A 24,823-nucleotide genomic window follows, 5' to 3' on the forward strand; every position below is an offset into this window, starting at 1 on the left:
CTCCTAACTATTACTCTGCGTCCTGTCTAACACAAAGATATCTGAGAACAGATTCCATAATACGAACACTTGCTTCGATCTGAGCTGGAGCTTCAGCGTTTGCATCAAACTGGATGAAGTAGTAGAAACCTTCCTTCATCTTCTGAATCTCGTATGCTAATCTCAGCTTGCCTTTTTCGTCAACGTTTGTGATTGTGCCGCCTGCCTTCTCGATAATAGCCTTAGCCTTATCTACAACAGCAGTTCTTGCGTCATCATCAATCTTTGCGCTAACAACCAACGCCAATTCATACTTGTTCATGTTATTGCACCTCCTTATGGTCTATTGGCCTCCGAACTGGTCGGAAGCAAGGAATATAAAAATATATCACAGAGTTAGATATTACCATACGGAATTTTATTTTGCAAGCAATTTTTTCAGAATTTCTCATTTTTTTCGTCGTTATTTCGCGAAATAACATGCAAAGCTCTCGCTTACACCCGACTGTTGTATTAATATAGTATTTATGTTACATTAAATCATAGTAACTACTATATACCATAGGAGGGTTTTATTACAATGAAAGATGAAACAAAATGCCTGCATGCAGGCTATACACCAAAGAATGGCGAGCCTCGTGTTCTGCCTATCGTCCAAAGTACAACGTATGTGTACGAATCTGCCGCAGAAGTTGCCGGCATCTTTGATGATCCAACAAAAGGACTCTGTTATTCCCGTTTTGCCAATCCAACAGTCATGGCAGTCGAGGAGAAAATTGCAGCCCTGGAAGGTGGTGTCGGTGCCATGTGTACCACTTCCGGACAGGCAGCTACCTTGCTTTCCATCTTAAATATCTGTCAGGCTGGTGACAGCATCATCAGTACCCCTGAAATCTACGGCGGCACGATCAATCTGTTCTCTTTCACTTTGAAGAAGCTTGGCATTGAATGTATCTACGTGGATAAAAATATGTCTGACGATGAGATCAAGGCCTGTTTTAAAGAGAATACAAAGCTCGTGTTTGGCGAGACAATCGCAAACCCGGCGCTGACTGTATTTGATATTGAGCGTTTCGCAAATATTGCACATGCAATGGGAGTTCCATTGATCGTAGACAACACATTTGCAACTCCGATTCTCTGTAAACCTTTTGACTTCGGTGCTGATATCGTCGTACATTCCACAAGTAAATATATGGATGGACATGCCGTTCAGATCGGCGGTGTCATCGTAGACAGCGGCAAGTTCAACTGGGATAATGGCAAGTTCCCAGAGCTTGTCGAGCCTGACGAATCCTACCATGGAACCTGCTATACAAAATCTTATGGCAATATGGCATATATCGTCAAGGCAAGAATGCAGCTCATGCGTGACTTCGGTGTATATCCAGCCGCACATTCTGCATTCCTGTTGAATCTCGGATTAGAGACTCTTCCAGTTCGTATGAAGCAGTATACAGAAAATGCAATGGCAGTTGCAGAATACCTTGAAAAGAGTGACGCAGTTGTCAGTGTCAGTTGTCCAGCACTTCCTTCTGATCCAAACCATGCACTTGCAGAAAAATATCTCGGTGGCAAATCCTGCGGTGTTATCTCCTTTATCATCAAGGGCGGACGTCCGGCTGCGGCAAAATTCATGGATTCATTAAAGCTTGCCTCCAACGAAGTGCATGTTGCAGATATCCGTACCTGTGTCCTGCATCCAGCAAGTGAAACACATCGCCAGTTATCCGACGAGCAGCTTGTTGCAGCTGGTATTGATGCTGGTATGGTTCGTTTCTCTGTTGGTCTGGAGAACATCGATGATATCTTAGAGGATTTAGACGCCGCATTAAAAGCAGCTATGGAATAATTGATAGATTCTGTATCCATAAAAAAGGGTTGAAACAACTATGTTTCAACCCTTTTTCTTATCCTGCTTATATCTGTAATTCCAAAACACTTCCGAGGATTGCTTTCGGTTCCTTCACTTTCCGCTCTTCCGCATAGAATGCTTTGTTGTATTCCTGCAATTTCTGCATTGCGATCGGCTTGTCCACTTCCTCATACATCTGTGCATTCTTTGCACTAACCAGATTCGCCATACTAATAAAGCCAGGTTCAATCGCAATACCGCTGTCTTCTACCGGTGTGTCCGACTCCTTCGCCGGTCCCCACCATTTCATACCGATGGTATCTGCGTATTCTTCCGTTGGTGTCTCACACAGAAACTCCAACGCATACTGTTCTACCTGCTGCTTCGTACACACGATCTTCTTGCACCCAGTCACATGTCCTTTTTCATCCACGCGTCCAATCATCGCTGGATACGTGTCTACACTATTCAGATAATGACAATCAATCTCATGCATCCGTAGCTCTGTACGCTTGATGCCGCGTCGTTTCAGCAAAACTGCGATATCCGGTCGCACATTCATCATCCAACGTGCAAGCGGATTTCGATATTCGCGTTCTTTTCCAGACCATCCATTGATATGCTTTCCAAGATCGAACCCCGGATTTTCTATATCCAGTTCCTTATCCAGATTGTAAATCTCCGCAGCATTCACTGCCTTGGCATCTACATCCTCAAGCATCGCCCCCTGCGCCTCTTCACCTGCATACAGTGCACGTAACTTCCGGTTTGCAAATGTCACAAGCTTCCGGTTGAATTCAGCTTTACTGTCCGCATAATTGAAGTAATCACGCAGGAACGCCGGCATATAATATGCCTGCATTACTTCGTAAGTCTTATTTGTAAAATTGTCAGAATCGATCTTGACACGTTTGCATCCGTTCAAAATCTGGAACAGATACGCGGAAAACTGAGCTTCATCCCTACACAGGGAGCGCTCTCCATTTATATAGTCATTGATCAATATGTCCATATGTTTTACCACCATTTATTTTTATCTTAGTTCCCAAAAGTATGTATACCGAGCTTTGCGGCTGATCCCTTTGAGAAGTGCCAGTACATTGGTGAACCGTCACATTCCAGTACCACATAAACTGTTTTATCTTCCGATACATCACTAAAATCCAGATCCGGATAATTCTCTCGGATATCCGGTGCATCACCGTTCGATGCAGTAAATGTACCTGTGTAAGTTCCACCATACTCTTCATCGTTCGATACAAGCGATACAGTTACCTCTCCATCAAACAATCCATCTACCAGATTACCAGAACGGGTTACCGTTACAAGCTCATCGCCAGCGTCCTCGTTGACAGATGTCTCAGTACCTGCACCGTTCGGTTTATCGTTGCTCCATGCACCTTCATAAACCAGATATGCCTGATTATAACCATCCATCTTGACGAACATCGTTCCCTGTCCACTTCGCACACCGTTCTCGTAATCACCATAATAGAAGTAATAACCAGAACTCAACAAAGTAGAATATGTGTAAACGCCCGCAGCTTTTCCTGTATAGGAGCTGTCATAGCCATCCGTTGCATAAACATAAGAATCACCGTCCATATTTGCAACAACTGTACTTGCATTATCGGAACCATCCACGTCCATCATGCCTGCATAATCGGAAGCTGACATCAGGCTGATTACCTGCTCCATCAGATCATGTCTGGCTGTCATCAACGCACGCTCTGACTCAATCTTCTCTGTATAAGAAGAGAAGTCCACATCCGACATGCTGTCCGCATATGTATTGATAAAGGATTCTGCCTGATCATACTGCTGTGCATCCATCATATCATCCAAAACAGCATATGCACATGCCTTTCTTCCACTCAGAGCCGACTCATTCGTACTGTCGAGATCCAAAGCATCTCCATAAGCAGCAATCTTATTTTCATAATCAGAGTTATCCATTGCATCGGCACGGTCTACATATGCAGTTACGAGGTTCTTCTTCAGACCGTTGTCATTTGTCAGGTTATACCCTTCCTTATATGCATCGATCAGAGAATCCGTATCACTGTAAAGATCATCTGCGTATTCATAGAATGCTACGATATCCTCACTGTTCTCTGTTACTTTATCTGCATCAAAGCCCGTGATTGTTGTACGGAACTCTGTGAAATTCTCTCTTGCCCCATCGCTTTCACCGGCACTAATCTGTGCGGATAACAAACCGTTCATAGCCGGAACCCGGTCATCAAAGATACCAAGTGCTGCTTCATACGCCGTGACAGCTTCTTCGTAATTGCTGTCTGTCATCGCCTTCTCAGCAACATCCATCTTCCTCTCATACCGTTTCTCTGGCGTAAAGAACAGGAAATATGCGCCTGCGCCCAGTGCCAATACCACAACGACGCAGATAGCCACGATCAGACCTGTCTTTTTCTTCTTTGGTGAACCATCTTTGTTTACTTTTGGCTGTTTTGGTACCTTCGGTTTTTTCTCCTTCGGAGCTTTCGGTGGTTTCGGCGCCTTTGGCGGCTTTCCACCATTCATCGGCGGCATCTGTCCGTTATTCGGCATCATACCCATCGGTGCTCCCATTGATCCATTTGGCATCTGTCCCATTGGTGCTCCCATCGGTCCATTCTGCATCTGTCCCATTGGCGCTCCCATCGGTCCGTTCGGCATCTGTCCCATTGGTGCTCCCATTGGTCCGTTCGGCATCTGTCCCATTGGTGCTCCCATCGGTCCGTTCGGCATCTGTCCCATCGGCATTCCCATCGGTGCTCCCTGTGGCGGAAGCATCTGTGTCTTGTCCTCAAACTGTGGTGCGCCCGGTGCTGGTGCTGCACCCATCATCGCTGGTTCTGGTCCTGTCAAAACCGTCGTTGCACCTTCCGTATCATCGTCATCCTCAGGTGTCATATCTTCTGCGCGCAATACCGTCGTCGCGCCCTCTTCTTCGTCATCAGTTTCTGCATCCATCGCACGTAATACGGTGGTGGCACCCTCTTCTTCATCCACGTCATATCTGGATTCCGGATTCTTATTTTCGTCCATATCGTTTCCTCCTGCAAAACTGCAATACCTTCTTTACAGTTTATACTTTTTCTACCTCATATGTCAACATACTTTCTCGTATTTCACAAACGATTTACCATTCTTCTCTGTTTTTCAGGCTCTGGATTTCCTCTGTGGTAAGTTTCCGATATTCACCACACGCAAGCGACTCATCCAGATACAACGGTCCCATACGCAAACGCTTTAAATATAGCACCTGCATACCTACCGCTTCAAACATTCGTTTAATCTGATGATACCGCCCCTCTGTGATCGTAATTTCGATCTCACTTTCGCTCCCTGCCTTGTGAATCTTCAGTTCAGCTGGTGCTGTGAGCAGCTCATCTCCGATATCTACACCCTCAGCAAAAGCAGCGACCTCCTTCTTCGTGACCATGCCTTTGATCCTTGCATAATAGGTTTTTTCCACATGCTTTCCCGGTGCCAGCAGATCATTTGACAGCTTTCCATCGTTGGTTAAAAGCAACAGCCCTTCCGTATCTTTGTCCAGCCGTCCTACCGGAAATAAATCGCGTCGTTTTTGTTCTGTAATAAGATTCACAACTGTTTTTTCATGTGCATCTTTCGTTGCAGACACCACCCCCTGTGGTTTATGCAGCATATAATAAGAAAAACTCTCATACACGACCATTTTACCCTGCACACAGACAACATCCTGCGCCGGTTCCAGCTTTTCCTCCGCATGGACACACATCTCACCATTTATGGTGACCTGTTTTGCCTTCAGCAGTCCTTTCACATCCTTTCGACTGCCAAAACCCGCATCTGCCAAATATTTGTCGATTCGTATTTTTGCCATATTGCACCAGTCCTCCCATTTCCAGACAAAAGAAGAAGATCCACAGTCAACCCGCGGATCTTCCCATTCTTATTATCAATCCTCTTGGGGAGATTGAACTATATATTTCTGTCTCTGCTAATTAGAATAAGCTATCGTAGAAGCTTCCAACTGACGCGCCTGCCACTGCTCCGTACTGATTGTAAAATACAGACGATGAATTTGCAGATGCATCGCTTGCAAGCTGCAACATACGACTCTGTGTATTACTGCCAAAAGAGAAATCTCCGGCAAACAGTTTCTTCACATCCGACATATCTGCGGATGCAAATGCCTCCTCGTCAAATGCAAGTGTGTTATCACTTTTCACCGTAATTCCGATCTTGGCTAATGCACTTGTATAATTTCCAGTCTGAGAAGCCAGTCTGGATGCATCCTTCAGTACGCCTGATTTATCTGAATTCTGTGCACTCTCCATCACACTGTTGTAATTGCTGACAAAGCTCTTTACATTCTTCTGGATCTTATCTGTATCCGCACTCTGATACAGCTTCTCATCCTTCAATGTTTTCAGATCCTTCCATGCATCCTCGGATGCCGTCTTTGTCGCAGTATCCTCTGTCTTCGTCTCTATGTTACTCTTGGAAAACTGCTTCTGCGTTGCCTTCTTCGCACTATCGTTCGAATAATAATGCTTTGCAAGCTTCAGATAACTGCCGTTCCGAATGGAGTTGTAATCGCTGAGAAGTCCCATCAATCCACTGCTTGAATTGCTGGAAGATGTTCCAAGCATGCTATTAAAAAAATTGCTGCTAATATTCATACTCATATTCTCACTTCCTTTTTACATTCTCCTACTATTCGTTCTTACCCGTAGTATACTACATATCCCACTGATTTGTAAAGAGATTTACGGATTTGGCGTCGAATCTTCCGTTGTTCCCTCTGTTGTGTCCGCACCTTCACGTTTGAGATAGATAACTTCATCGGTATACATGCCTGAATCGTCGGCGGTCTCTTCCCAAGTTGTCGTGCATGCCTCATCCGTGTATGCTTTATATTCCAGCAATGCAAGCTGTACCGGTTTGTCCACTGGAACTGTATAACTGCTCTCCAGTCCTTTTCCCTCTAAAATCTTGAACGTAACTGTCCGCGTCATCATAGACTCGTGTGCGGTCGCGATTGCCTCCGGATATGTATAAGAATTTCCTTCTGTCACCCAGGAATATGATACCTTTTCCCCATTGGCATCGTAACAATAATATTCAAGCACCTTGTAATTGTCATCCAGAACATACTGGAATACATAAGATGCGTTGTCATTCTTATAATTTGTCTCCACAACCAGATCTCCGTCCTCACGGTAGATATCCTTGATCGTCTGATCCGCCTCTGTAAGGGAGATAATCATATCGTTGTGATTCGTGTTGATGATCGCATCTGCCACATTTGGTTCCGGATAGATCAATGCATAACACGTCTTGTCCTCATCAATCAGATACCAATAACCATATTCTTTATCAAGCACCTGCACGATTCCATTTGAATCCTCGTACGCCTGCAGATACGTGCCGTCCTCGGCAAACCCAAGGAACTGATATTCCGAATACACCTCAACACCATCACTGTAATAGATTGTATTCAAGCTGTAATTGTTTCCACCCGCAAGCAATGTATCCCCTTTGTTTGCATCATAGATTGCTTCCATCGTGACCTTCTTATCTTCCTCTGAAGCGGGTTCGCGCTTCTTTTCCTCTTCCGTTGTATTCTCTGCTTCCTCCCGGATATCTGCCAGAATATCTTCGGTCGTTGTCGCATCACTCTGTGACGCTGCCGCTTCGGTTGTCACCAGCACCAGTTTATCTTCTTTTCCGCATGCAGTCAGTGCAAGCATCGCTGCCGCCATCGCACACGCCACCCATAATTTTAACTTCCTCATATGTTCTCCTTCCCGCTCACATGGTTGCTGCCGCCCCACATTAAGCCTGTCTCTTCAATACGCGTATCACAAGTTTCTTTACTTCTGCAAACTCTCCCATCTTGAAATAAGCCACAAACATCAACAGATTTGACACGATCACAGACACGATTGCCTTCAGGATCAGCGCCAGAATTCCAACGCCCGGTATCTGGCTTGCAACCAAATAGGTAAGTGTACATACAATCGTTGTCACGATTGTATAATACAGAAGCTTCCGTATATATTCCCATGCATTCCGCTTAAATAATACCGTAAACAGGTTGTGCAGAATCCACGGCATACCAACAGCCAGCACCGAAATAACGGTAGACAGGATAACACCATAGATACCAATAAACTGTACAAGAATAATATTCAGCACCAGATTCACAAGTGCCGTCACAAGTGGACGGAACCGGTCTTCATGCCAGATTCCCGCTGCATCTTTGTAAGTGATCAGAATCTGGTTTACCTGGCTGATGAAGAAATACACAACCATGCAAACAACGACTGCAAATGGAAGCATTCGCTTCTCTGTTACCCAGAGCCGCATGAACGGCTGATACAGACAGAGCATAACCGCACTGCACATACCTGCAAGCCACATAATGATAAATGAAAGCTTCTTCAAATCCGTATAATTTTTTTCTTCCGTCTCCACCAGAATGCTGTTTCCGATACCTGCGGTACACGATACAAACACCACATTCATGATTCCGGTTACCGCAGTCAGCACATAGTAATAATTGTTGTAAAATGCATTCGCAGCAAGTCCTAAGAATGCCGATATAACAATCGTATCCGCAGACGACACAATGACCTGTCCCACCTTCATGGTGAAGAGATCTCTGATACGGTTATTGATTTTCTTTACTGTCTCCTTCGGCAGCTTTCCGACTGCCTTATATTCCGGATACATCTTATTCGCAAAATATGCCGTTACCAGATTCGTAACGATCTGTGTGAAGATCTGTACAATCAGATAGATATAATAATCACCGATTGTCATAACGACAACTAACTGTGCCGCATACTGGAACGTATTCGTCACAAGCATGACCTTGCTCGCTACATCATTTCTCTGGTGTGCAGTCAGCAGACTGTTCTTGTACGCGAGCAGCCAGTACGACATACAGGTACAGAACAGATTGAGCAGATACACGACATAGATGCTCACGCCCTCCGGCATATCACTCTTTACAAGATACGGAATAAACGGCGTCAGAATTCCGCCAACGACTGCGATTACCAGTCCGATGATCCGGTAATATTTCCGATATAATTTTAACAACGCGCAGATCTGCTCTTTATCATTGTCGATAATCGGCTGGTACATGGAATAAACCATCGCTGAACCAACGCCCAACTCCGCAAGGTTCAACACCCACAGCACCGAACCAAACAAGCTGTTTAAGCCGAGATACCCATCGCCCATGTAGTACATAATTGCTGTACGCATGATAAATGGAAGCAGTATCTGATAGCCTTTCAAAAACATGCCAAACACAACATTTCGCGAGGCATTTCTTACACGGGTTTCCTGTTGCATAACTTTCCTCTTTCTACTACGAACTTATGATTCCTGTGTGGAATCAATATAGACACGCGGTACACGCTGGGAGATATTGCATACAATCTCATCGACATTTGTCTGAAGCAGATCTGCCATCCACTGGATGGAAAGGTCTCCGCCAAGTAGCGTCACCTGATCGTTTCTCTGTACATCCGGGATATCTGTCACATCGACCATACACTGATCCATACAGACTCTTCCGATGATCGGTGCTTCCTGTCCACGGATCAGCACCTTTCCTCGGTTCGACAGATCTCTCCGGTATCCATCCGCAAATCCAACCGGCAGGGTTGCGATCTTCGTCGGACGCTTCGTCACGAATGTGCCGCCATAACCAACCTCCGTTCCTGTCGGAACCTCCTTCACCATAACCACATACGTGTACCAGCTCAAAATCTCCTTGAAGTTCTCTTTTTTGAACCCTTCTTCGTCGATTGGATTCAAGCCATATAAGATATCTCCGGCACGTACCATATCGAGCTGCGAATCCGGCATCAGCAAAATCGCCGGGCTGTTCGCCACATGATACTTCGGAAATGTGATTCCCATTTCCTTTAACTTCTCTGTCATACGCAGAAAGCGGTCAAGCTGCTTCCCTGCACTCTTATGATCGTACTCATCTGCACGTGCAAAATGCGTGAAAATGCCTGTCATATTCAGGGATTCCATCTGTGAAATCTCCTTGATTGCTTCAAGCGTCTCATCGTTATCCGGGAACCCGATCCGGCTCATTCCGGTGTCGAGCTTGATCTGTATATTCTGCTTTCTGCCCTGCCGTTTCGCTGCCTCGGCAACCGTCTTCGCATATTCCACCGAGAATACTGGAAAGTCCAGATTGTAACGGACTGCCTCATCTAAGTCATAATCTCTGGTATCTCCAAGCACAAGAATCGGCTCTGTCGCGCCATGCTCCCGCAAGGCAACACCCTCGCTCCACAGTGCAACCGCATAGTTGGTCACGCCGCAGGCTTTCAATGTCGGATACAATCCTTCCGCGCCGTGCCGGTATCCGTCACCCTTTAAAACCGCCATGAGTTCGACACCCGGCTTTAATTTCTTGCGGATCTCTGCTAAGTTATTTTTCAGCATACCAAGATCTACGACGGCTGCTGTTCTTCCCATCCAAGGTTCCATACAATCTATCATACCTTTCCATTTATCAAGTACATCAAAATTATCTAAAATAAAACACAATCGAGCAGGTTCATACATCCTGCTCGATTTACTTTCTACACAGATTATCTCTGTACAATTCTTACATCAATTCATTCATTGAATCTCTGATGATATCCAGTCCGCGCATCAATTCGTCATCCGTTGCCACAAGCGCCGGCATCAGCTTCAACACATTGTTATCTCGGCCTGCACGTTCCATGATCAATCCCTTTTCAAAGCATTTGTTACAGATTGCCAAAGCAAGCTTTCCATCTGCAACCTGGACGCCCCAGATACAGCCGATTCCCCGGATCTCCACACCCGGTCTTGCAATGTTCTCATCCATATATTTGCGGATGATTCCCTCTTTGCGCTTTACCTCAGCCTCAACCTTATGGTCAAGCATATATTCCAATCCTGCCTTCGCTGCAACCATAGAAAGCTGGTTGCCACGGAACGTTCCGTTGTGCTCGCCCGGTGACCAGATATCTAACTCCGGCTTGAACATTGTCAGAGCAAATGGCATACCATATCCACCGATGGACTTCGACATTACGAACATATCCGGTACGATACCTGCACGCTCGAACGAGAAGAAGGTTCCTGTTCTCGCACAGCCTACCTGAATATCATCCACGATCATCAAAATATCATACTTATCGCACAACGCACGGACACCCTGCAGGTATTCATTGGAAAATACATGCACGCCTCCTTCTGCCTGTACGGTCTCGATAATGATTGCTGCCGGTTTCTCCACACCTGAGTGGTCGTCCGTAAGCAATGTCTCCATATATTTGATTGTATCAAGCTCCGGGAACATATATGGTGCCGGAATATGTGTAACATCATTCAGACATACACCTGCGCCGCCACGGCTGCCCGCATCACTTGTGAGAGACAATGCGCCAAGTGTCATACCATGGAAACATCCCATGAGTGCCCAGATCTGATTTCTCTTCTTTACTTTACGCGCCAGCTTCAATGCAGCCTCTACGCCATTGGTTCCGGTTGGTCCAGGAAACATTACCTTGAAATTCAATCCTCTTGGCTGTAACACCTTTTCTTCAAAGAACTGCAAAAACTCTTTCTTCGGAACAGTCATCATATCCATCGAATGCATAATTCCATCACTCATCAGGTATGCAACCATCTTTTCCTTAATATAGTCATTGTTATGTCCATAGTTTAAGGCTCCTGCTCCGCAGAAGAAATCTATATATTCCTTTCCGTTCTCATCCTTCATGATCGAACCCTTTGAAGTCGTAAAGACCGCAGGGAAGCTTCTACAATAAGAACGTACCTCTGATTCATAATTCTCAAATACTTCAACGTCAGTCATACACTCGTACCTCCTACTCTGTGTGACTCATTTTCTTCATAATCAAGCTATAATATACTCCTCATTCTCTCACTTCGCAAGTGAAAAAAGAATGAATTCTGTATTTCAGACTTAAGATAATTCCAAATCCGGCTTGTCAAACTCTTTCATCTTCTGGTTATACGCATCCCGCATCGCATCTTCATACGGTATTTTCTCCATATCCGCGCCTAACATACGCAGAAGATAATGTGTGAAATCCGGGTTTGCTACAAGGATTGGTCCAAGCATATAAGTCGCAAGGATTTTTCCTTTGCGGATTCCCTCGAATACCGACTTCGGATTCATGCCGGTTCCCATCTCTACTTTGCAGAAGCTCTCCTGCTCCGGAATTCCAAATGTATGGGAGAAACGGCTTGTATAACCAAGCAGTGTGATGTCATCGAATTTTGCCTTCATCAATGTATTGAAACGGTTCGGTGTCTGTCTGACCGAATAGCTGTTTAAGTACGCCAGTGCCTCCACCTTGCTGCCATCTTCCCGCTTAATGTATTTGCCAAGCAGTTCGAGCGCATTTCCAACGAATAAGAATACCGTTTTCTCTGCATCAAATGCACGGAAGATTTCTTCCTTCAGAGGAAGCAGACGGCTTAAGATCACTTCCTGACTCTTCTCGCTCATTGAGCACATATATACCAGATCAATATCCTCTGTCAGAAACAGCGGCTTCGCATTCAGTGTTGTCTCTACAAATTCTGCATCCGGTAAGCAGAGCTTTAAGTATTGCATATTTCCTTTGTCACCATATAAGGTACAAAGCTCCGGATAAAGGATTTCAATCTTCATTATTTTTCATCCTCCAGTCTCTTCAAAAGCTTCTGCTTCATCTTGCAGGAAATACCATAGGTATCGCAGTCGTATAAGATATATACCTTATCAACGCCCTCTAACTTTACTTTATCGACCGCTGCAACCTCATCGAGATCCCATGCAATCTTCTCCTCCGGGATTCCGGCGATCAGCGCACGCACGCGGTGATCGAGACATCTTGGTCCACAGCAGACAACCTGCATTACATCGTCTCTTGCAAACTGCTCATATTCCAGATCGTAGATCCAGCCGATAAACTCGATACTCTTCTGTCTGTCGCTGAAATCATCCTCTGCGATCATGATGACCTTCTTACCAGGCTCTTCTGCCACATACTCGAACGTACGGCAGGAGCTGACTGCGCTCTGTCCTTTGCTGAGCGCCTGAACGACTGTCACATTTCCAACCTTCGTCTCGCTGTAACGGGATTCCGGCACATGAATCTCTGCAATCCGCTTCTTCACTTCGTCGGAAGAATATCCAAGCTCCCGCATCATCGTAATTACAGTCAATTCATTATAAATATTAAACAACGCATCATGGATCAGTGCGTATTCGATCTCATTTCCATCCTTTTCACGGACAATTAACTTCTTGCCTTCCTTGTCGACCTTCGTTGCAAGATAATCTGCATCTGCAGACTTGTAATCGCAGTTTGGACAATAAGCATTTCCAATATGATGATAACGAAGGTAGTTGAACTTCAGCTTCGTACCGCATTTTGGACACAATGTATAATCAGCGATCAGGTTGTATGGCTCCGTCTTGTCATCGTCCTGCTTTCCGATTCCGAAATAAACATGCTCACTATTCGGCTTTAAGTTGCTGCTGCACTGCTCATCTGCATTTAAGATCAGCTTCGTTGTGTCCGGGCAGTATGTGTCAATGACACTGAAAATGTAATCCGGATGTGCGTTTCGCTTCAGTGAATCACGGAACAGGTTCGTCACGACGAGATAATCTGGCTTTACATATGGAAGAATCAGACGGGATGCACGCTCGTCCACCTCAAATACAGTTGCGTCCACGCGGCATCTGCCAAGCCAGTTGACGCTGTTCAACAGGTTTGTCACACAGCCCGGCACGATATTCGAACCGGTCCGGTTGCTGACTACCTTCTTGCCTTCCTTCTCCAGCATATCGGTCAGCATGTTTGATACGGTCGTCTTACCGTTCGTACCTGTCACGCAGATACAGAGCGGTGCCTTCGGTGCCTGCGCCATGAAATCCGGGCAGATTTTTCTGGCAACAACGCCTGGGGTATGCGTGCCGTTGCGCCCCGAAAGGCGGATAATGACTTTGCTGAATTTTGCAGCCATGACTGCGATATGATAACGTAACTTCGACATGATTGTCTCCTTTTTCCTTTTGAACCTCGCTGGTGTGTGATGAGATAAACTTTTCTCCTCATATATCCAAATACAAATTCATTTCATATATGATGTATTGAAACTAAGAAGTACTAGATGTTCTTAATTTTCTTTTTCTCTATGTCCGCCATCGCCGCCAATTCGCCATCCATGGCTCAGTGGCGGCTTGTTTGAACATCGTGTTCAAACATGGCTGCACTCTGAAAGAACATCAAGGACTTCTAAGTTCCAAACATATATATTTCATGAATTTATATTTGAATATATGTTGAAGATTTCTTTGTCCTCATCACAAACCAGCTATACATACAAAATCCTAACACAAGACAATCCTGTCTTGTTTTGCCTTGATTTTTGTATGAAAGTACAATATCTACTGTGTAAAATCCAAGACATTATATATCTTGTGGGTAGGATTGTCAATTTTTTCCGCTGTAACAGGCGTCCATTACGATTTGCCAGCTTGTCCTATGCCAGCAGATCGTGTTCGAGTGACGCGATCACAGCAGCACCATCTCCGATTGCAGTTGCGATCTGGCGGACAGTCTTGGTGCGCACATCTCCGATTGCATATAGAAATGGTATATTTGTGCGGCAGTCCTCACCGGCACGGATATAGCCGTTCTCCATCTCTACGACCTCTTTTACAAGTGCAGTCTGTGGCTGCATGCCAACCGCGATAAAGATGCCGGATAATGCGAGATCTCGTTTTTCTTCTGTCCGGTTATCCTCGATCACGATATGGTCAACCATGTTCTCACCACAGATCTCTCGTACTTCGGTGTGTGGTAGGAATTCGATATTTGCCGCATCGAAGATCCGCTGTTGCAATACCTTGGCACCGCGCAGCTCATCACGACGATGAATCAGGTAGACCTTCTCACATACATTTGCAAGGTACAGGGCATCTTCAAGTGCCACATCACCGCCACCGACAACGGCCACCGTTTTATTCCTGAAAAATGCACCATCACAGGTTGCGCAGTACGAAACACCGGCACCGGCAAACTTTGCTTCGCCTTCCACGCCGAGCTTTCGATGAGCAGCTCCTGTCGCTACAATCACTGCCTTTGTCTCGATCACACTGCCATCTTCCAGATGCACTTCCTTGTAATCATCCTGATTGGCAATGTCCGTCACCGTACCCTCCATAAATGGAACCTCCAGCGCATCTGCATGTTTCCGGAACTTTACTGACAGATCATAGCCATTTGTTCCGTAGAAGCCAAGCAGATTATCCACACGATCAGTTGTAACAATCTGTCCGCCACTGAACATTTCCTTCTCGATCACTGCCACATCCAGCAACGCACGCTTCGCGTAAACCGCCGCCGATAAACCTGCGGGACCGCTACCGATAATTACGACATCTTTCCTTGTATCACTCATCGTTTTCCTCCAAACTGGTTTCTATTTCATTCGTTTCATTTTTTTTAATCAATTTCTTATTTTATCCACGATCTATCTGTGTGCAAATTCTTTTATAACATCAATCGTTTTCCGGATATCTTCCTCTGTATGTGCATCTGAGATAAACATTGCCTCAAACTGCGATGGAGCGAGGTTGATTCCATGATCAAGCATATATCGGAAGAATGCTGCATACTGCTTCGTGTCGCTCGTCATGGCGGTATCCATATCAACCACCTGCTTGTCTGTGAAGAAAATGCTCATCAATGAACCGATCTGGTTGACACAGACCCGATCGCCAAATGCCTCTCTTGCTGCCTGTGCAAGTCCTGCGGTTTTTCCTTCGAGCTTTGCATACACTTCCGGATGTGCGTCCAGCAGCTTCAATGTCTCAATGCCTGCGGTCATCGCAATCGGATTACCGGACAGGGTTCCTGCCTGATATACCTCGCCAAGCGGTGCCACGCACTGCATGATCTCGCGTCTGCCTCCGTAGGTTCCAACCGGCATACCGCCACCAACGATCTTGCCAAGTGTTGTCAGATCCGGCTTGATATGGAAATATTCCTGTGCGCCACCCGGTGCCAGACGAAATCCTGTGATAACTTCATCGAAGATCAGTAATGCACCATCCGTCTGCGTGATGTCACGCAGGAACTCTAAAAATCCTGCCTTCGGCGGAACTACACCCATATTTGCCGCAACCGGCTCGACAATGATTGCTGCAATCTGTCCCTTATACGCATTGAATAACTGTTTTACGGATTCCTCATCGTTGTATTCTGCGACGAGGGTGTATTTTGCATAGCCCTCCGGAACACCGGCACTGTTTGCCACTGTCTGTGTAATCACGCCAGAACCTGCCTTTACCAAAAGTCCATCACTATGTCCATGATAACAGCCCTTGAATTTCACAATGTAATCTCTTCCGGTAAATCCACGTGCCGCGCGGATTGCACTCATCACTGCTTCTGTACCGGAATTTACCATACGGGACATTTCCATCGAAGGCATATGTGCCGTGATAAGCTCCGCAATCTCCAGCTCTTTTCTTGTTGGTGCACCAAAGGTCAGTCCATCATCACAGGCTGCCTTCACCGCTTCGATTACCGTCTCCTTTGCATGTCCGAGGATTCCCGGTCCCCATGAACATACATAATCTATATATTCCCTTCCATCCTCATCGAATATACGGGAACCCTTTGCTTTTTTTATAAAAATCGGGGAGCGTCCGACTGAGCCGAATGCACGCACCGGCGAATTCACGCCGCCCGGGATATATTTCTTGGATTCTTCAAATAACTGTTCTGATTCTGTCTGCATGATGCTTCCTCCTGTCATCTGATACACATCTATCGTGATACACATTCCTGCGAATCATTCTATTGTTCATCCTGTAGCCATCTAGCCACGTCAAGTGCATGATAGGTTATGAGGATATCCGCACCCGCACGTTTCATCGCGATCATGTTCTCCATGACGATACGCTTCTCATCGATCCAGCCGTTTAATGCTGCTGCCTTGACCATCGAATACTCGCCGCTTACATTGTAGACTGCGAGCGGATGCTTCGTCTCGCCACGCACCGCTTTCACGATGTCAAGATAAGCAAGTGCCGGCTTTACCATAATGATATCCGCCCCCTCTTCGATATCTGCCTCACATTCGCGCAATGCTTCTCTGCCATTTGCAGGGTCCATCTGATACGTTCTGCGATCACCAAATGCCGGAGCGGAATGTGCCGCATCCCGAAACGGAGAATAATATCCGGACGCAAACTTTGCGCTGTATCCCATAAGCAATGTATCCACGCATCCATTTTCATCCAATGCCTTTCGCAGATATGCGATATGTCCATCCATCATGTCAGACGGTGCGATCATGTCTGCGCCCGCCTTGGCAAGTGTTACTGCCATCTTCGCCAGAAGCGGAAGTGTCTCATCGTTCAGGATCTTTCCGTCCTGCACCAATCCGCAATGTCCGTGGGAGGTATATTCGCACAGGCACACATCTGCGATAATCAAAAGCTCCGGTGCTTTCTTCTTGATCTCACGCACCGCACGCTGCGTAATACCATTTTCATCATAAGCGCCGCTGCCGCATTCGTCCTTGTGTTCCGGGATACCGAAGATCAAAATTGCCGGAATGCCAGCCGCCTGTATGCGCTCTAGTTCCTCATCGAACCGATCCAATGTATACTGGTAGATGCCCGGCATGGAATCGACCGGGTTTTTCTCATTGGTTCCTTCTTTGATGAATACCGGGTAGACGAGATCGGATTTGCTGATTTGTGTCTCGCGCACCATGTTTCGCAGTACTTCATTTTCTCTCAATCTTCTTAATCGTATCATGTGTGTATATTCCTCTTTTCCTATAACTTACAGTAATTATAAATGTACCTCTCTACAGGAGTTGAACATACTTACCATTTCTACGCAGACGCGCACGGGTAACATCACATCGCTATGCTCTGTGATAAGTCGTCGACATCCATCCTAAATGGAACTACGTTCCATGGATGTCTCCTCGCTCGGTTCAGCACGCAATGGTACTAAATTCGCGACGATGAATCCGTCGCTCATTAAGTGCCAGCGTGCTTCAACGGTCTGCTTAAGAATTGGTAAGTATGTCCACCTCCATCTACATTTTTACTCTTTATTATTATCTGTCTTTTTCATGTCAAAGGCAATATCCAATGCCCTTACTAAACCTTCCGCATCGCACTGTTCCGGGACGACATCGGCGGGCAGACCACATTTTATAAGGGCGTCTGCTGTCACCTGTCCGATTGTGCCAAGTACAATGCGCTTCTTTCCTTGTGCTGGATTCCAGTCTGGCTGTCCGGTCTCGGCAAGGCAATCTGCAAATGCATGCACCCCGGAAGCGCTTGCAAATAAAATTGCATCGTAATTATTTAAGTATTTCCAGTTTTCTGTCCGCGCGCCACGCACATCGTAGATGGATAGAATCTCCGCGTCAATCCGGTTCGCAGATAGAATCTGTTCTAAGACCAGACTTCCTTCCTTCGCCCGCGGAATCAAAACCTTTTCTCCTGATTTTACAATGGTACAAAGCCCATTTGCAAGACTTTCTGTCGTATATTGCTCCGGTATATAATCTGCATAAAATCCATACTGCTCCAGCGCCTGCGCACAGCCACTTCCAACCACTGCAAATCGGATATCTGTAAACTTCCGAAGATCGACTGCACACGCGCGCACCCGGTCAAAGAATAACCTGATTCCGTTCTGGCTTGTGAATACGATCCACTGGTAATCCTTCAAATTCTGAATTGCCACATCCAACTTCTCCATATCCGGACACGTTCTGACATGCATATCACAGATTGAAAACAGCGATGCGCCTTTTTCTTCCAGCAGTCCGCGCAGTTTCTCCCGGAATACTGCCGTGCCAACCACGCCGATCTTGCAGCCATCAATCGCACTGCGCTTCTTATCCTTCATCGTGCAGGCAGCTGTCTGCCCGACGACTATGATTGCCGGTGAAACAAGCTCGTTCTTCGAAACAAGCTTGCCGATCGTCCCTACCGTACCGCGCACGATTGTCTCTCCGGGCAGCATACCATTTGAAATCACACTGACCGGTGTCTCCTCCGATTCCCCCTCTTCGCGCAGTCTCTGCATAATCGGTTCCAGATTCGAAAGTCCCATCAGGAACACACTGGTTCCCTCCTGTTTATGAATATTCGCAAGTGCATCTGCCTCGCCCTTCTTCGTATGTCCGGTAATCACATGGAAACTCCGGCTCATCTCCCGATGCGTCACAGGAATTCCAAGCACCTCCGGCACCGCAATCGCAGAAGTCACACCCGGAATCACCTGAAACGGAATATCTGATTCCTGCAATGTAAGGATTTCCTCACCGCCACGTCCGAATACAAATGAATCGCCGCCCTTTAAGCGGACAACATTCTCGTATTTTCCTGCGGTCTCTACCAGAATCCGGTTGATTTCCTCCTGCTTCTTATAATGCGCACCTGCCTGCTTGCCAACATAGATCTTCGCACAATCCGGTCGCACAAGATCGAGAAGCTCCCCCGTCCCAAGCCGGTCGTAGATTACCGCATCGCACGATTTTAAGATCTGCAAGCCTTTGTATGTAATTAATCCCGGATCACCGGGACCTGCTCCGATTAAATATACCATTTCCAATTCATCCTTTATACATGTGTCAATACATATTCGTCGAATTCCGGTAATACAAAATGTACATATCCATGTTCTTCACAATTTATAATTCCTCTTTTTTTCAATCTGTCACGATAAGGATTGAACTCATTTGTTTTAAGTGATAATTTCTCCCGGATTTCCTTTATTTTCCCCGAAGCTGTCTCTGCAATTCCATAGCATATTTTCTTATCCTTGTTCGATAACTCTGACCAGATCTTATCATATACATATTCGCTCAGATACTGTCTGTACATACCAACCACAGACTTATAATCTCCATCCTTCTGCCACGTCAGGTATCCTAATACCTGAAATGCGAATGGATAGCCTTTTGTCATATCCGCCATCGCTAACGCATCATCACTTGAAAAACCAAAGATTTCCTGATATTTCTGTTTTACCGCACCTTTATCTAATGGTTGCAGCTTAACCTTCGGTGCCCGATATAAAAACGTCAGATTTTTTTCATTCTGTAAGGCATCTATATTTTCAAAAAGTCCTGTCATGAGCAAAAATACTGGCAATTCATTTCGAACAAAAATCTGAAATGCACTTGCAAATATTTTCATCTCTTCATTACTTGTTGCTTCATCAATTGTGATAAGTACACGTTTCTTCTTATCCTTTACAACCTCCAGCATCGCCTGAATTGCATTTTCTATATCAAAAAAAGGATTCGATTTTTCAATAGACACTCCAATCCCTAATACTGATAAATCCAGCTTTGCTTTTATAAACAAATCCTTCAGATTTTTTTGATCGTATAACTTTGCAGCAAAACTATGCAGCAAGTCACGATCTGGATTCAGTTCTATTACAATCCAATCCTTGTCTTTACGAAAATGCTTCGATATATCTGTCAGCATTACAGTCTTTCCGCTGCCCCGGACTCCCGTAATCATATAAATCTGCTGGTTCATCCATTCTGACGAAAACGAACCAATAATCTCATTCGTCTGTGCCAATCTGGAGATTGATTCCAACGGACTTTTACCAAAAACTAATGTAAATGGATTTTGCATTGCGCACCTCTTTTACTGTTCTTTACTCTTTTTATTATTTTTACTGTTCTTTACTCTTTTTATTTATTTTTACTCTTCTTTACTGTTTTGTCAAGAGATTTCCATTATTATACAGTACACAGGGACGCTCCTCATGACAGATGCTACGTCCCTACTCGCTTCGTCCCTGCTCGCTTATTTATTTTTCTCCCTATCCTTTTTTTCTTTGATTTTCTGCAATATTTCTAAATATCTTTCTTGAGATAAGATAGGTTTATCATCCATTAATTTTATTACTTCCTTAAGAACACATGCAAAATCATTAATCTCCGTTGTTTTCCCTTCAAATACCCGTACAAAAATACCTTCATTCTTTGAAAAGCACACCACTTCTCCATCATCATTAATTTCCCCTATTGCAACCAATCCTTCGGGTACATATTCAGAATGAAATTCATTTGGTTCCCAAAATGTTGCTGTGTTACCTGCTATACGACATTTTCCCGAAAATCTAAGCCACTCCTTATATGATTCTGGTATTTTCGCTCTGTTTCTCTCCTCCCAATTTATCATCTCTTCTTCAGTAATAGGGGCATTGAAATAATTTCTTTTCTCTCCATTATCTTTTTCATCTTTTTTACATAATTCTAATAGTTTCCTAATTTCCTTTTTTAAACTATTGTTTTCTGGTACTTTTCTCATTCCGACTTCCTTTCCGTGCCGTTAAATTCAATCCTCCACTGGCTTACAGATTGGTAATCCCCATATGCATACGCCGATCTTATACTTTCTTAAACTTCTATTCTTTTCCCAGAAAACAACTGTATAGCTAAACTCCGGACCATCATTTGTGAGCAACTCTCGAAGATAGCCAACCTCACCAGTTTAAGCATTGTAATGATTCCACCAATCATAGGCTTATACATTTTCTTTTTTATGGTTTTGTCGAAAAAAAGAACGGTTCCGTCATCAAACTCACTACATACAGCCTCATGGGAATGATCCACAGATATTACAACGTATCCGTTAGAAGCAAGTTCTGTACAAAGACAGGAATTTCCTTCTCTGTACGAATTATAGGCATGATTAAACATAATCAGCGGGAACTTTTTTCCCGGTATCCTATTTGCATTTAAATAACATTCTGTCAGATTAGACTCCGGATTCTTTCTAAAGTCAGGCACCACATTAAAAGTATCCTTTAAGCCTTTCAGCATATTATCCGATAATGCCACCGCCTTCGTAAGTCCCTTTACGCTTTCCCTAAGCACCGGATAATAAACCCTTGCCGCCACGCTTCGCATGCCTCCCTGACGCATAATTTCTTTCCTATCGTCTTTGACTGTGTACGTAAATGTTCCGACTGCATATTCCCCTGTCGGTTTGGGTAATCCCATTTTTCGCATGATTGAATGCTCCTTTTCAATTTCTTGTATGCTTTTCTCAGGTGTCGGTAAATCTTCCGGCATAGTACCACCTATTTTTCTATAGCACTGCGAACTTCTCTTAATTTTTCCTCTCTATATCCCATTTGGGCAATAACTCGCTATCTTTAATTTGACAAACTGGAAGTTATTTACTTTTCTTCATATTTTTTAACGATACCTAAACTATAAACAGCCATAATTGCAATCGTTTCCACCATCACACCAATAACTGACAACAGAATGTATGGAGTATTTTGGCCTTCTAACAGCGGAATGCCTAATATAATAAAAACGATTCCATAGATTATAAACAATCGTCCGGTTGCGCGATTGTAACCTTTCGCATCTTTTACTTTTATTGTTTCGGTATTAGCCCAGAATCCAACCGGATTCTTAGAAAACATATCTTTTATTCCTAATCCAATTATAAACACCCCGAAAAGTGACCATATAATAAACCCTATCATATTGTTTCTCCCTACAAATCGAATTAAAAGCCACCATAATGGGACAACGTCTCTGTTGCAAATTCTGTACCAACTCTCATAGCCTCGTAAATATCACCAATTAACATATGAGAACACACAAAGCCTGCATGGTAGCTATCTCCGCAACCAGTAGTATCAACTATTTCTAAAGCTTCATCAGCCGGGACAAAATACTTTTCACCATTATAATATGTAACACTTCCTTTATCAGCTAAAGATGCATTAAATAGTCCTTTATACTTCTTGGAAAATGCTTCAAATATCGGGAGAATTGATTCTTCTCCACTAATCAGGAAATAATCTATATATGGTGCATATTTTTCCATCTCCTTAAAATTACGATATTCTACAAAATCCACAGCCAATCTGAAGTTATTATTCTTTTTTAAATCTATAATTTGTTCAAAACAGCCTGCCCAGAAATGTATAAATACAACCTCTGATTTTTTTATAAAGTTCAATTCATCTTGATTCAATATCATTTTATCAACAATATCACCCGTCCATGAATCATCTTTGTAATATCTGTCTCCATCAGCCGTAAGATATGTACGATTATTTGCAGTTACTTTATCCTCTTCAACTCTTACATGGCTTACATCTATTCTCTTATCAGAAATAGAATCCATAATAAATTTTGCGTAGGAATCCTGTCCAACTGCACCCAATATTGAAACATTAAACTCCTCAAATTTTGATGCATGAACTGCAAAATTAAGGGCTTCACCACCTGCACGCAATTCATCTGTTCCATCAAAAACATCTACACAGAGGCACGGAAGTGCCACTAAATTTATCATTCTTGTACCTCCCCAAATTGAATGTTGTCGATTGGTTTTTAAAGTATTTTACTTTCTAACCGGTTTCTTATAAAGAAATACAATCGCCACTATCAGAATAATAGCCAACATCACCCACTGCACATAATTATCAAGAATTATAAAAAGTGGCGAATCATTCCAATCAGATATAAATATATGTATGTTTAAAAATATGTCTGTAAAGAAATGGATAAATGTTCCAAAGAATCACATTCAACAGCATGTGCTATACCAAATATCACCATGCTTATGCCCGCATATAAAAGCCTTCTCTTAAACGTGGCATTTGCTCCTTGATAATACCCTTCGCAAACAAATGCTCTAAATGTAAGTTCTTCCCATAATCCTGTCGCAAGTTGCATAAAAATAAGGCAGGACACAACTATAGGCATGGTTGTATTTAACCAACTCTTTGCCCCTATCACCACATATGTAATGACCTCAAACACCACATAAATAAACATAGCAGAGCAAGCAGGAACAGCATCCTTAAAGCAGTTCATATTGACAATACTTCTCATACTGTCTTTCTTAAACAATTTTACAAATATAATAAGCTCGACAGCGAAAAATAGTATTCTTTGAACGCTTTTCATCATATATCCCAAAGCACCATCAAAGTTGTTATTTATCAGAGGTGATGTGTAGTAAAGCAATAATAAAAACAATACAGCCAGAATAATACCTATCAACTTTTTGTTTTTCATAATGGTCTCCAATCTTTTCATAATTACCGGATGAAAGCATCATAAGGTGCTTTATCATCAAATGGCTTTCTTTTACTAAATTGCGCTGATTCATCAATGTGTGCAAATATAACGTCAGAATATTTTCTGATACCACTATGCCCTGTACAGACATATTCCAATTGAATGTGTTGGATATTATCAATCAATGCCTTCAATTTCACCAGAGACTTTTTGTTCATATCCGGATATTGGGTGAAAAAATCAAAAAAACTATATCCACCTTTTTCATTTATTGCAAGACAATCTCCGGTAAACAAAATCTTATCATCAACAATATAACAGGTATGCCCCAGAGTATGTCCGGGTGTAGGAATAGATTGTACCTTAATGCCTCCGATATCAAACTTTTCATTGTTATCTATGGCGTAATATCCTTCTTTAATTCTGACACAATTTTTAATCTTCACCCCTAATTTTGTCATACGATGGATGCTTCCATTCAAGTATGCGCTTTCCGCTCTCCCCAGGTACACTTGTGCATTTGGGTATATATTTGTTCCGCTTGTGTCAATTCCACCACAATGATCCACATCGGCATGAGTAATAAAAACATGTTTAATTTCTTCTGGATTAATACCTATTTGTTGAAAAGAATTTTCAACACCACGATAATTCAAATGTCCTGAATCAACAGCTATTGTCACGCCATTTTTGGTATAAAACCAAAGATTTACATCCCCTTGCCTGATACAACTTATTCCACATTCATAATTTCCTGTTTCTGCCGGATTGCAGTATTTTTTCCCCTTCATAATATGGCGCTTTATTTTATCATCAAAAAAATACATAAACTTCATAGCAATTTTC

Annotated in this window: 23 protein-coding genes; 1 reads left to right on the top strand and 22 read right to left on the bottom strand. The window is 43.8% G+C overall.

From position 1 onward, the window contains the following. Window positions 1-10: 10 nt before the first annotated feature. Window positions 11-301, bottom strand: a complete 291-nt coding sequence (gene rpsF, locus AAAT93_RS11485) for a 30S ribosomal protein S6 (RefSeq protein ID WP_021984141.1) — start codon at window positions 299-301, stop codon at window positions 11-13. A gap of 258 nt (window positions 302-559) precedes the next feature. Between rpsF and AAAT93_RS11490 the strand changes: the two genes are divergently transcribed. After that, the gene (locus AAAT93_RS11490) at window positions 560-1,831 is read left to right on the top strand and encodes an O-acetylhomoserine aminocarboxypropyltransferase/cysteine synthase family protein (RefSeq protein WP_021984142.1); all 1,272 of its coding nucleotides are present in this window, start codon (window positions 560-562) and stop codon (window positions 1,829-1,831) included. Between the two features lie 67 nt (window positions 1,832-1,898). On the opposite strand, the gene AAAT93_RS11495 is transcribed toward AAAT93_RS11490, so the two are convergent. From AAAT93_RS11495 to AAAT93_RS11595, 21 genes are all read right to left on the bottom strand, one after another. Further along, window positions 1,899-2,846, bottom strand: coding sequence for a hypothetical protein (locus tag AAAT93_RS11495; RefSeq protein WP_021984143.1), 948 nt, complete (start codon window positions 2,844-2,846; stop codon window positions 1,899-1,901). Between the two features lie 26 nt (window positions 2,847-2,872). Further along, on the bottom strand, window positions 2,873-4,882 hold the full coding sequence (locus AAAT93_RS11500) for a hypothetical protein (protein WP_227573427.1): 2,010 nt from the start codon (window positions 4,880-4,882) through the stop codon (window positions 2,873-2,875). Window positions 4,883-4,976: 94 nt separating this feature from the next. Next, window positions 4,977-5,702, bottom strand: coding sequence for a pseudouridine synthase (locus tag AAAT93_RS11505; protein ID WP_117780323.1), 726 nt, complete (start codon window positions 5,700-5,702; stop codon window positions 4,977-4,979). Window positions 5,703-5,823: 121 nt separating this feature from the next. Further along, on the bottom strand, window positions 5,824-6,510 hold the full coding sequence (fliD, locus tag AAAT93_RS11510; RefSeq protein WP_021984146.1) for a flagellar filament capping protein FliD: 687 nt from the start codon (window positions 6,508-6,510) through the stop codon (window positions 5,824-5,826). A gap of 81 nt (window positions 6,511-6,591) precedes the next feature. After that, the gene (locus AAAT93_RS11515) at window positions 6,592-7,620 is read right to left on the bottom strand and encodes a hypothetical protein (RefSeq protein WP_117780322.1); all 1,029 of its coding nucleotides are present in this window, start codon (window positions 7,618-7,620) and stop codon (window positions 6,592-6,594) included. 40 nt (window positions 7,621-7,660) lie between these two features. Next, the gene (locus AAAT93_RS11520) at window positions 7,661-9,190 is read right to left on the bottom strand and encodes an oligosaccharide flippase family protein (protein WP_195541195.1); all 1,530 of its coding nucleotides are present in this window, start codon (window positions 9,188-9,190) and stop codon (window positions 7,661-7,663) included. Between the two features lie 24 nt (window positions 9,191-9,214). After that, window positions 9,215-10,336 (bottom strand): alanine racemase, encoded by a 1,122-nt coding sequence (gene alr / locus AAAT93_RS11525; RefSeq protein WP_227573428.1) that lies wholly within the window; start codon window positions 10,334-10,336, stop codon window positions 9,215-9,217. Between the two features lie 133 nt (window positions 10,337-10,469). Continuing rightward, window positions 10,470-11,711, bottom strand: a complete 1,242-nt coding sequence (gene ectB, locus AAAT93_RS11530; protein WP_021984150.1) for a diaminobutyrate--2-oxoglutarate transaminase — start codon at window positions 11,709-11,711, stop codon at window positions 10,470-10,472. A 111-nt stretch (window positions 11,712-11,822) separates the two neighbouring features. Continuing rightward, window positions 11,823-12,536: a hypothetical protein gene (locus AAAT93_RS11535; protein WP_178017084.1), complete on the bottom strand. Its 714-nt coding sequence runs from the start codon at window positions 12,534-12,536 to the stop codon at window positions 11,823-11,825. Then, complete coding sequence (locus AAAT93_RS11540) at window positions 12,536-13,909, bottom strand: MurT ligase domain-containing protein (protein WP_117780318.1); 1,374 nt, start codon at window positions 13,907-13,909, stop codon at window positions 12,536-12,538. The genes AAAT93_RS11535 and AAAT93_RS11540 overlap by 1 nt, the downstream gene beginning before the upstream one ends. 489 nt (window positions 13,910-14,398) lie before the next feature. Continuing rightward, window positions 14,399-15,319, bottom strand: coding sequence for an NAD(P)/FAD-dependent oxidoreductase (locus tag AAAT93_RS11545; protein WP_195541196.1), 921 nt, complete (start codon window positions 15,317-15,319; stop codon window positions 14,399-14,401). A 72-nt stretch (window positions 15,320-15,391) separates the two neighbouring features. Beyond that, entirely contained in the window at window positions 15,392-16,663 is a 1,272-nt protein-coding gene (gene hemL / locus AAAT93_RS11550; RefSeq protein ID WP_021985887.1) for a glutamate-1-semialdehyde 2,1-aminomutase, read from the bottom strand. A gap of 59 nt (window positions 16,664-16,722) precedes the next feature. Then, window positions 16,723-17,691, bottom strand: a complete 969-nt coding sequence (gene hemB / locus AAAT93_RS11555; RefSeq protein WP_195541197.1) for a porphobilinogen synthase — start codon at window positions 17,689-17,691, stop codon at window positions 16,723-16,725. A gap of 297 nt (window positions 17,692-17,988) precedes the next feature. After that, window positions 17,989-19,506 (bottom strand): uroporphyrinogen-III C-methyltransferase, encoded by a 1,518-nt coding sequence (gene cobA / locus AAAT93_RS11560; protein ID WP_227573429.1) that lies wholly within the window; start codon window positions 19,504-19,506, stop codon window positions 17,989-17,991. A gap of 14 nt (window positions 19,507-19,520) precedes the next feature. After that, window positions 19,521-20,552 (bottom strand): ATP-binding protein, encoded by a 1,032-nt coding sequence (locus AAAT93_RS11565; RefSeq protein WP_021985884.1) that lies wholly within the window; start codon window positions 20,550-20,552, stop codon window positions 19,521-19,523. Window positions 20,553-20,726: 174 nt separating this feature from the next. Further along, window positions 20,727-21,233 (bottom strand): SMI1/KNR4 family protein, encoded by a 507-nt coding sequence (locus AAAT93_RS11570; protein ID WP_227573430.1) that lies wholly within the window; start codon window positions 21,231-21,233, stop codon window positions 20,727-20,729. Window positions 21,234-21,322: 89 nt separating this feature from the next. Further along, window positions 21,323-22,000 (bottom strand): hypothetical protein, encoded by a 678-nt coding sequence (locus AAAT93_RS11575; protein ID WP_227573431.1) that lies wholly within the window; start codon window positions 21,998-22,000, stop codon window positions 21,323-21,325. A gap of 107 nt (window positions 22,001-22,107) precedes the next feature. Continuing rightward, window positions 22,108-22,425 (bottom strand): hypothetical protein, encoded by a 318-nt coding sequence (locus AAAT93_RS11580; RefSeq protein WP_195522934.1) that lies wholly within the window; start codon window positions 22,423-22,425, stop codon window positions 22,108-22,110. Between the two features lie 23 nt (window positions 22,426-22,448). Next, the gene (locus AAAT93_RS11585) at window positions 22,449-23,246 is read right to left on the bottom strand and encodes a PfkB family carbohydrate kinase (protein WP_227573432.1); all 798 of its coding nucleotides are present in this window, start codon (window positions 23,244-23,246) and stop codon (window positions 22,449-22,451) included. Between the two features lie 185 nt (window positions 23,247-23,431). Further along, window positions 23,432-23,974, bottom strand: a complete 543-nt coding sequence (locus AAAT93_RS11590) for a CPBP family glutamic-type intramembrane protease (RefSeq protein WP_227573433.1) — start codon at window positions 23,972-23,974, stop codon at window positions 23,432-23,434. Between the two features lie 23 nt (window positions 23,975-23,997). Next, window positions 23,998-24,813, bottom strand: coding sequence for an MBL fold metallo-hydrolase (locus tag AAAT93_RS11595; protein WP_196021279.1), 816 nt, complete (start codon window positions 24,811-24,813; stop codon window positions 23,998-24,000). Window positions 24,814-24,823 lie beyond the last annotated feature (10 nt).

This window comes from Coprococcus hominis (ex Arizal et al. 2022) (genome assembly GCF_040094675.1).
Classification (GTDB): domain Bacteria; phylum Bacillota; class Clostridia; order Lachnospirales; family Lachnospiraceae; genus Coprococcus_C; species Coprococcus_C hominis.

What these genes read in the sequence shown, in the direction of transcription:
- rpsF (WP_021984141.1), bottom strand. Translation starts at nt 301, where the DNA reads ATGAACAAGTATGAATTGGCGTTGGTTGTTAGCGCAAAGATTGATGAT.
- AAAT93_RS11490 (WP_021984142.1), top strand. Translation starts at nt 560, where the DNA reads ATGAAAGATGAAACAAAATGCCTGCATGCAGGCTATACACCAAAGAAT.
- AAAT93_RS11495 (WP_021984143.1), bottom strand. Translation starts at nt 2,846, where the DNA reads ATGGACATATTGATCAATGACTATATAAATGGAGAGCGCTCCCTGTGT.
- AAAT93_RS11500 (WP_227573427.1), bottom strand. Translation starts at nt 4,882, where the DNA reads ATGGACGAAAATAAGAATCCGGAATCCAGATATGACGTGGATGAAGAA.
- AAAT93_RS11505 (WP_117780323.1), bottom strand. Translation starts at nt 5,702, where the DNA reads ATGGCAAAAATACGAATCGACAAATATTTGGCAGATGCGGGTTTTGGC.
- fliD (WP_021984146.1), bottom strand. Translation starts at nt 6,510, where the DNA reads ATGAGTATGAATATTAGCAGCAATTTTTTTAATAGCATGCTTGGAACA.
- AAAT93_RS11515 (WP_117780322.1), bottom strand. Translation starts at nt 7,620, where the DNA reads ATGAGGAAGTTAAAATTATGGGTGGCGTGTGCGATGGCGGCAGCGATG.
- AAAT93_RS11520 (WP_195541195.1), bottom strand. Translation starts at nt 9,190, where the DNA reads ATGCAACAGGAAACCCGTGTAAGAAATGCCTCGCGAAATGTTGTGTTT.
- alr (WP_227573428.1), bottom strand. Translation starts at nt 10,336, where the DNA reads ATGGGAAGAACAGCAGCCGTCGTAGATCTTGGTATGCTGAAAAATAAC.
- ectB (WP_021984150.1), bottom strand. Translation starts at nt 11,711, where the DNA reads ATGACTGACGTTGAAGTATTTGAGAATTATGAATCAGAGGTACGTTCT.
- AAAT93_RS11535 (WP_178017084.1), bottom strand. Translation starts at nt 12,536, where the DNA reads ATGAAGATTGAAATCCTTTATCCGGAGCTTTGTACCTTATATGGTGAC.
- AAAT93_RS11540 (WP_117780318.1), bottom strand. Translation starts at nt 13,909, where the DNA reads ATGTCGAAGTTACGTTATCATATCGCAGTCATGGCTGCAAAATTCAGC.
- AAAT93_RS11545 (WP_195541196.1), bottom strand. Translation starts at nt 15,319, where the DNA reads ATGAGTGATACAAGGAAAGATGTCGTAATTATCGGTAGCGGTCCCGCA.
- hemL (WP_021985887.1), bottom strand. Translation starts at nt 16,663, where the DNA reads ATGCAGACAGAATCAGAACAGTTATTTGAAGAATCCAAGAAATATATC.
- hemB (WP_195541197.1), bottom strand. Translation starts at nt 17,691, where the DNA reads ATGATACGATTAAGAAGATTGAGAGAAAATGAAGTACTGCGAAACATG.
- cobA (WP_227573429.1), bottom strand. Translation starts at nt 19,506, where the DNA reads ATGGTATATTTAATCGGAGCAGGTCCCGGTGATCCGGGATTAATTACA.
- AAAT93_RS11565 (WP_021985884.1), bottom strand. Translation starts at nt 20,552, where the DNA reads ATGCAAAATCCATTTACATTAGTTTTTGGTAAAAGTCCGTTGGAATCA.
- AAAT93_RS11570 (WP_227573430.1), bottom strand. Translation starts at nt 21,233, where the DNA reads ATGAGAAAAGTACCAGAAAACAATAGTTTAAAAAAGGAAATTAGGAAA.
- AAAT93_RS11575 (WP_227573431.1), bottom strand. Translation starts at nt 22,000, where the DNA reads ATGCCGGAAGATTTACCGACACCTGAGAAAAGCATACAAGAAATTGAA.
- AAAT93_RS11580 (WP_195522934.1), bottom strand. Translation starts at nt 22,425, where the DNA reads ATGATAGGGTTTATTATATGGTCACTTTTCGGGGTGTTTATAATTGGA.
- AAAT93_RS11585 (WP_227573432.1), bottom strand. Translation starts at nt 23,246, where the DNA reads ATGATAAATTTAGTGGCACTTCCGTGCCTCTGTGTAGATGTTTTTGAT.
- AAAT93_RS11590 (WP_227573433.1), bottom strand. Translation starts at nt 23,974, where the DNA reads ATGAAAAACAAAAAGTTGATAGGTATTATTCTGGCTGTATTGTTTTTA.
- AAAT93_RS11595 (WP_196021279.1), bottom strand. Translation starts at nt 24,813, where the DNA reads ATGAAGTTTATGTATTTTTTTGATGATAAAATAAAGCGCCATATTATG.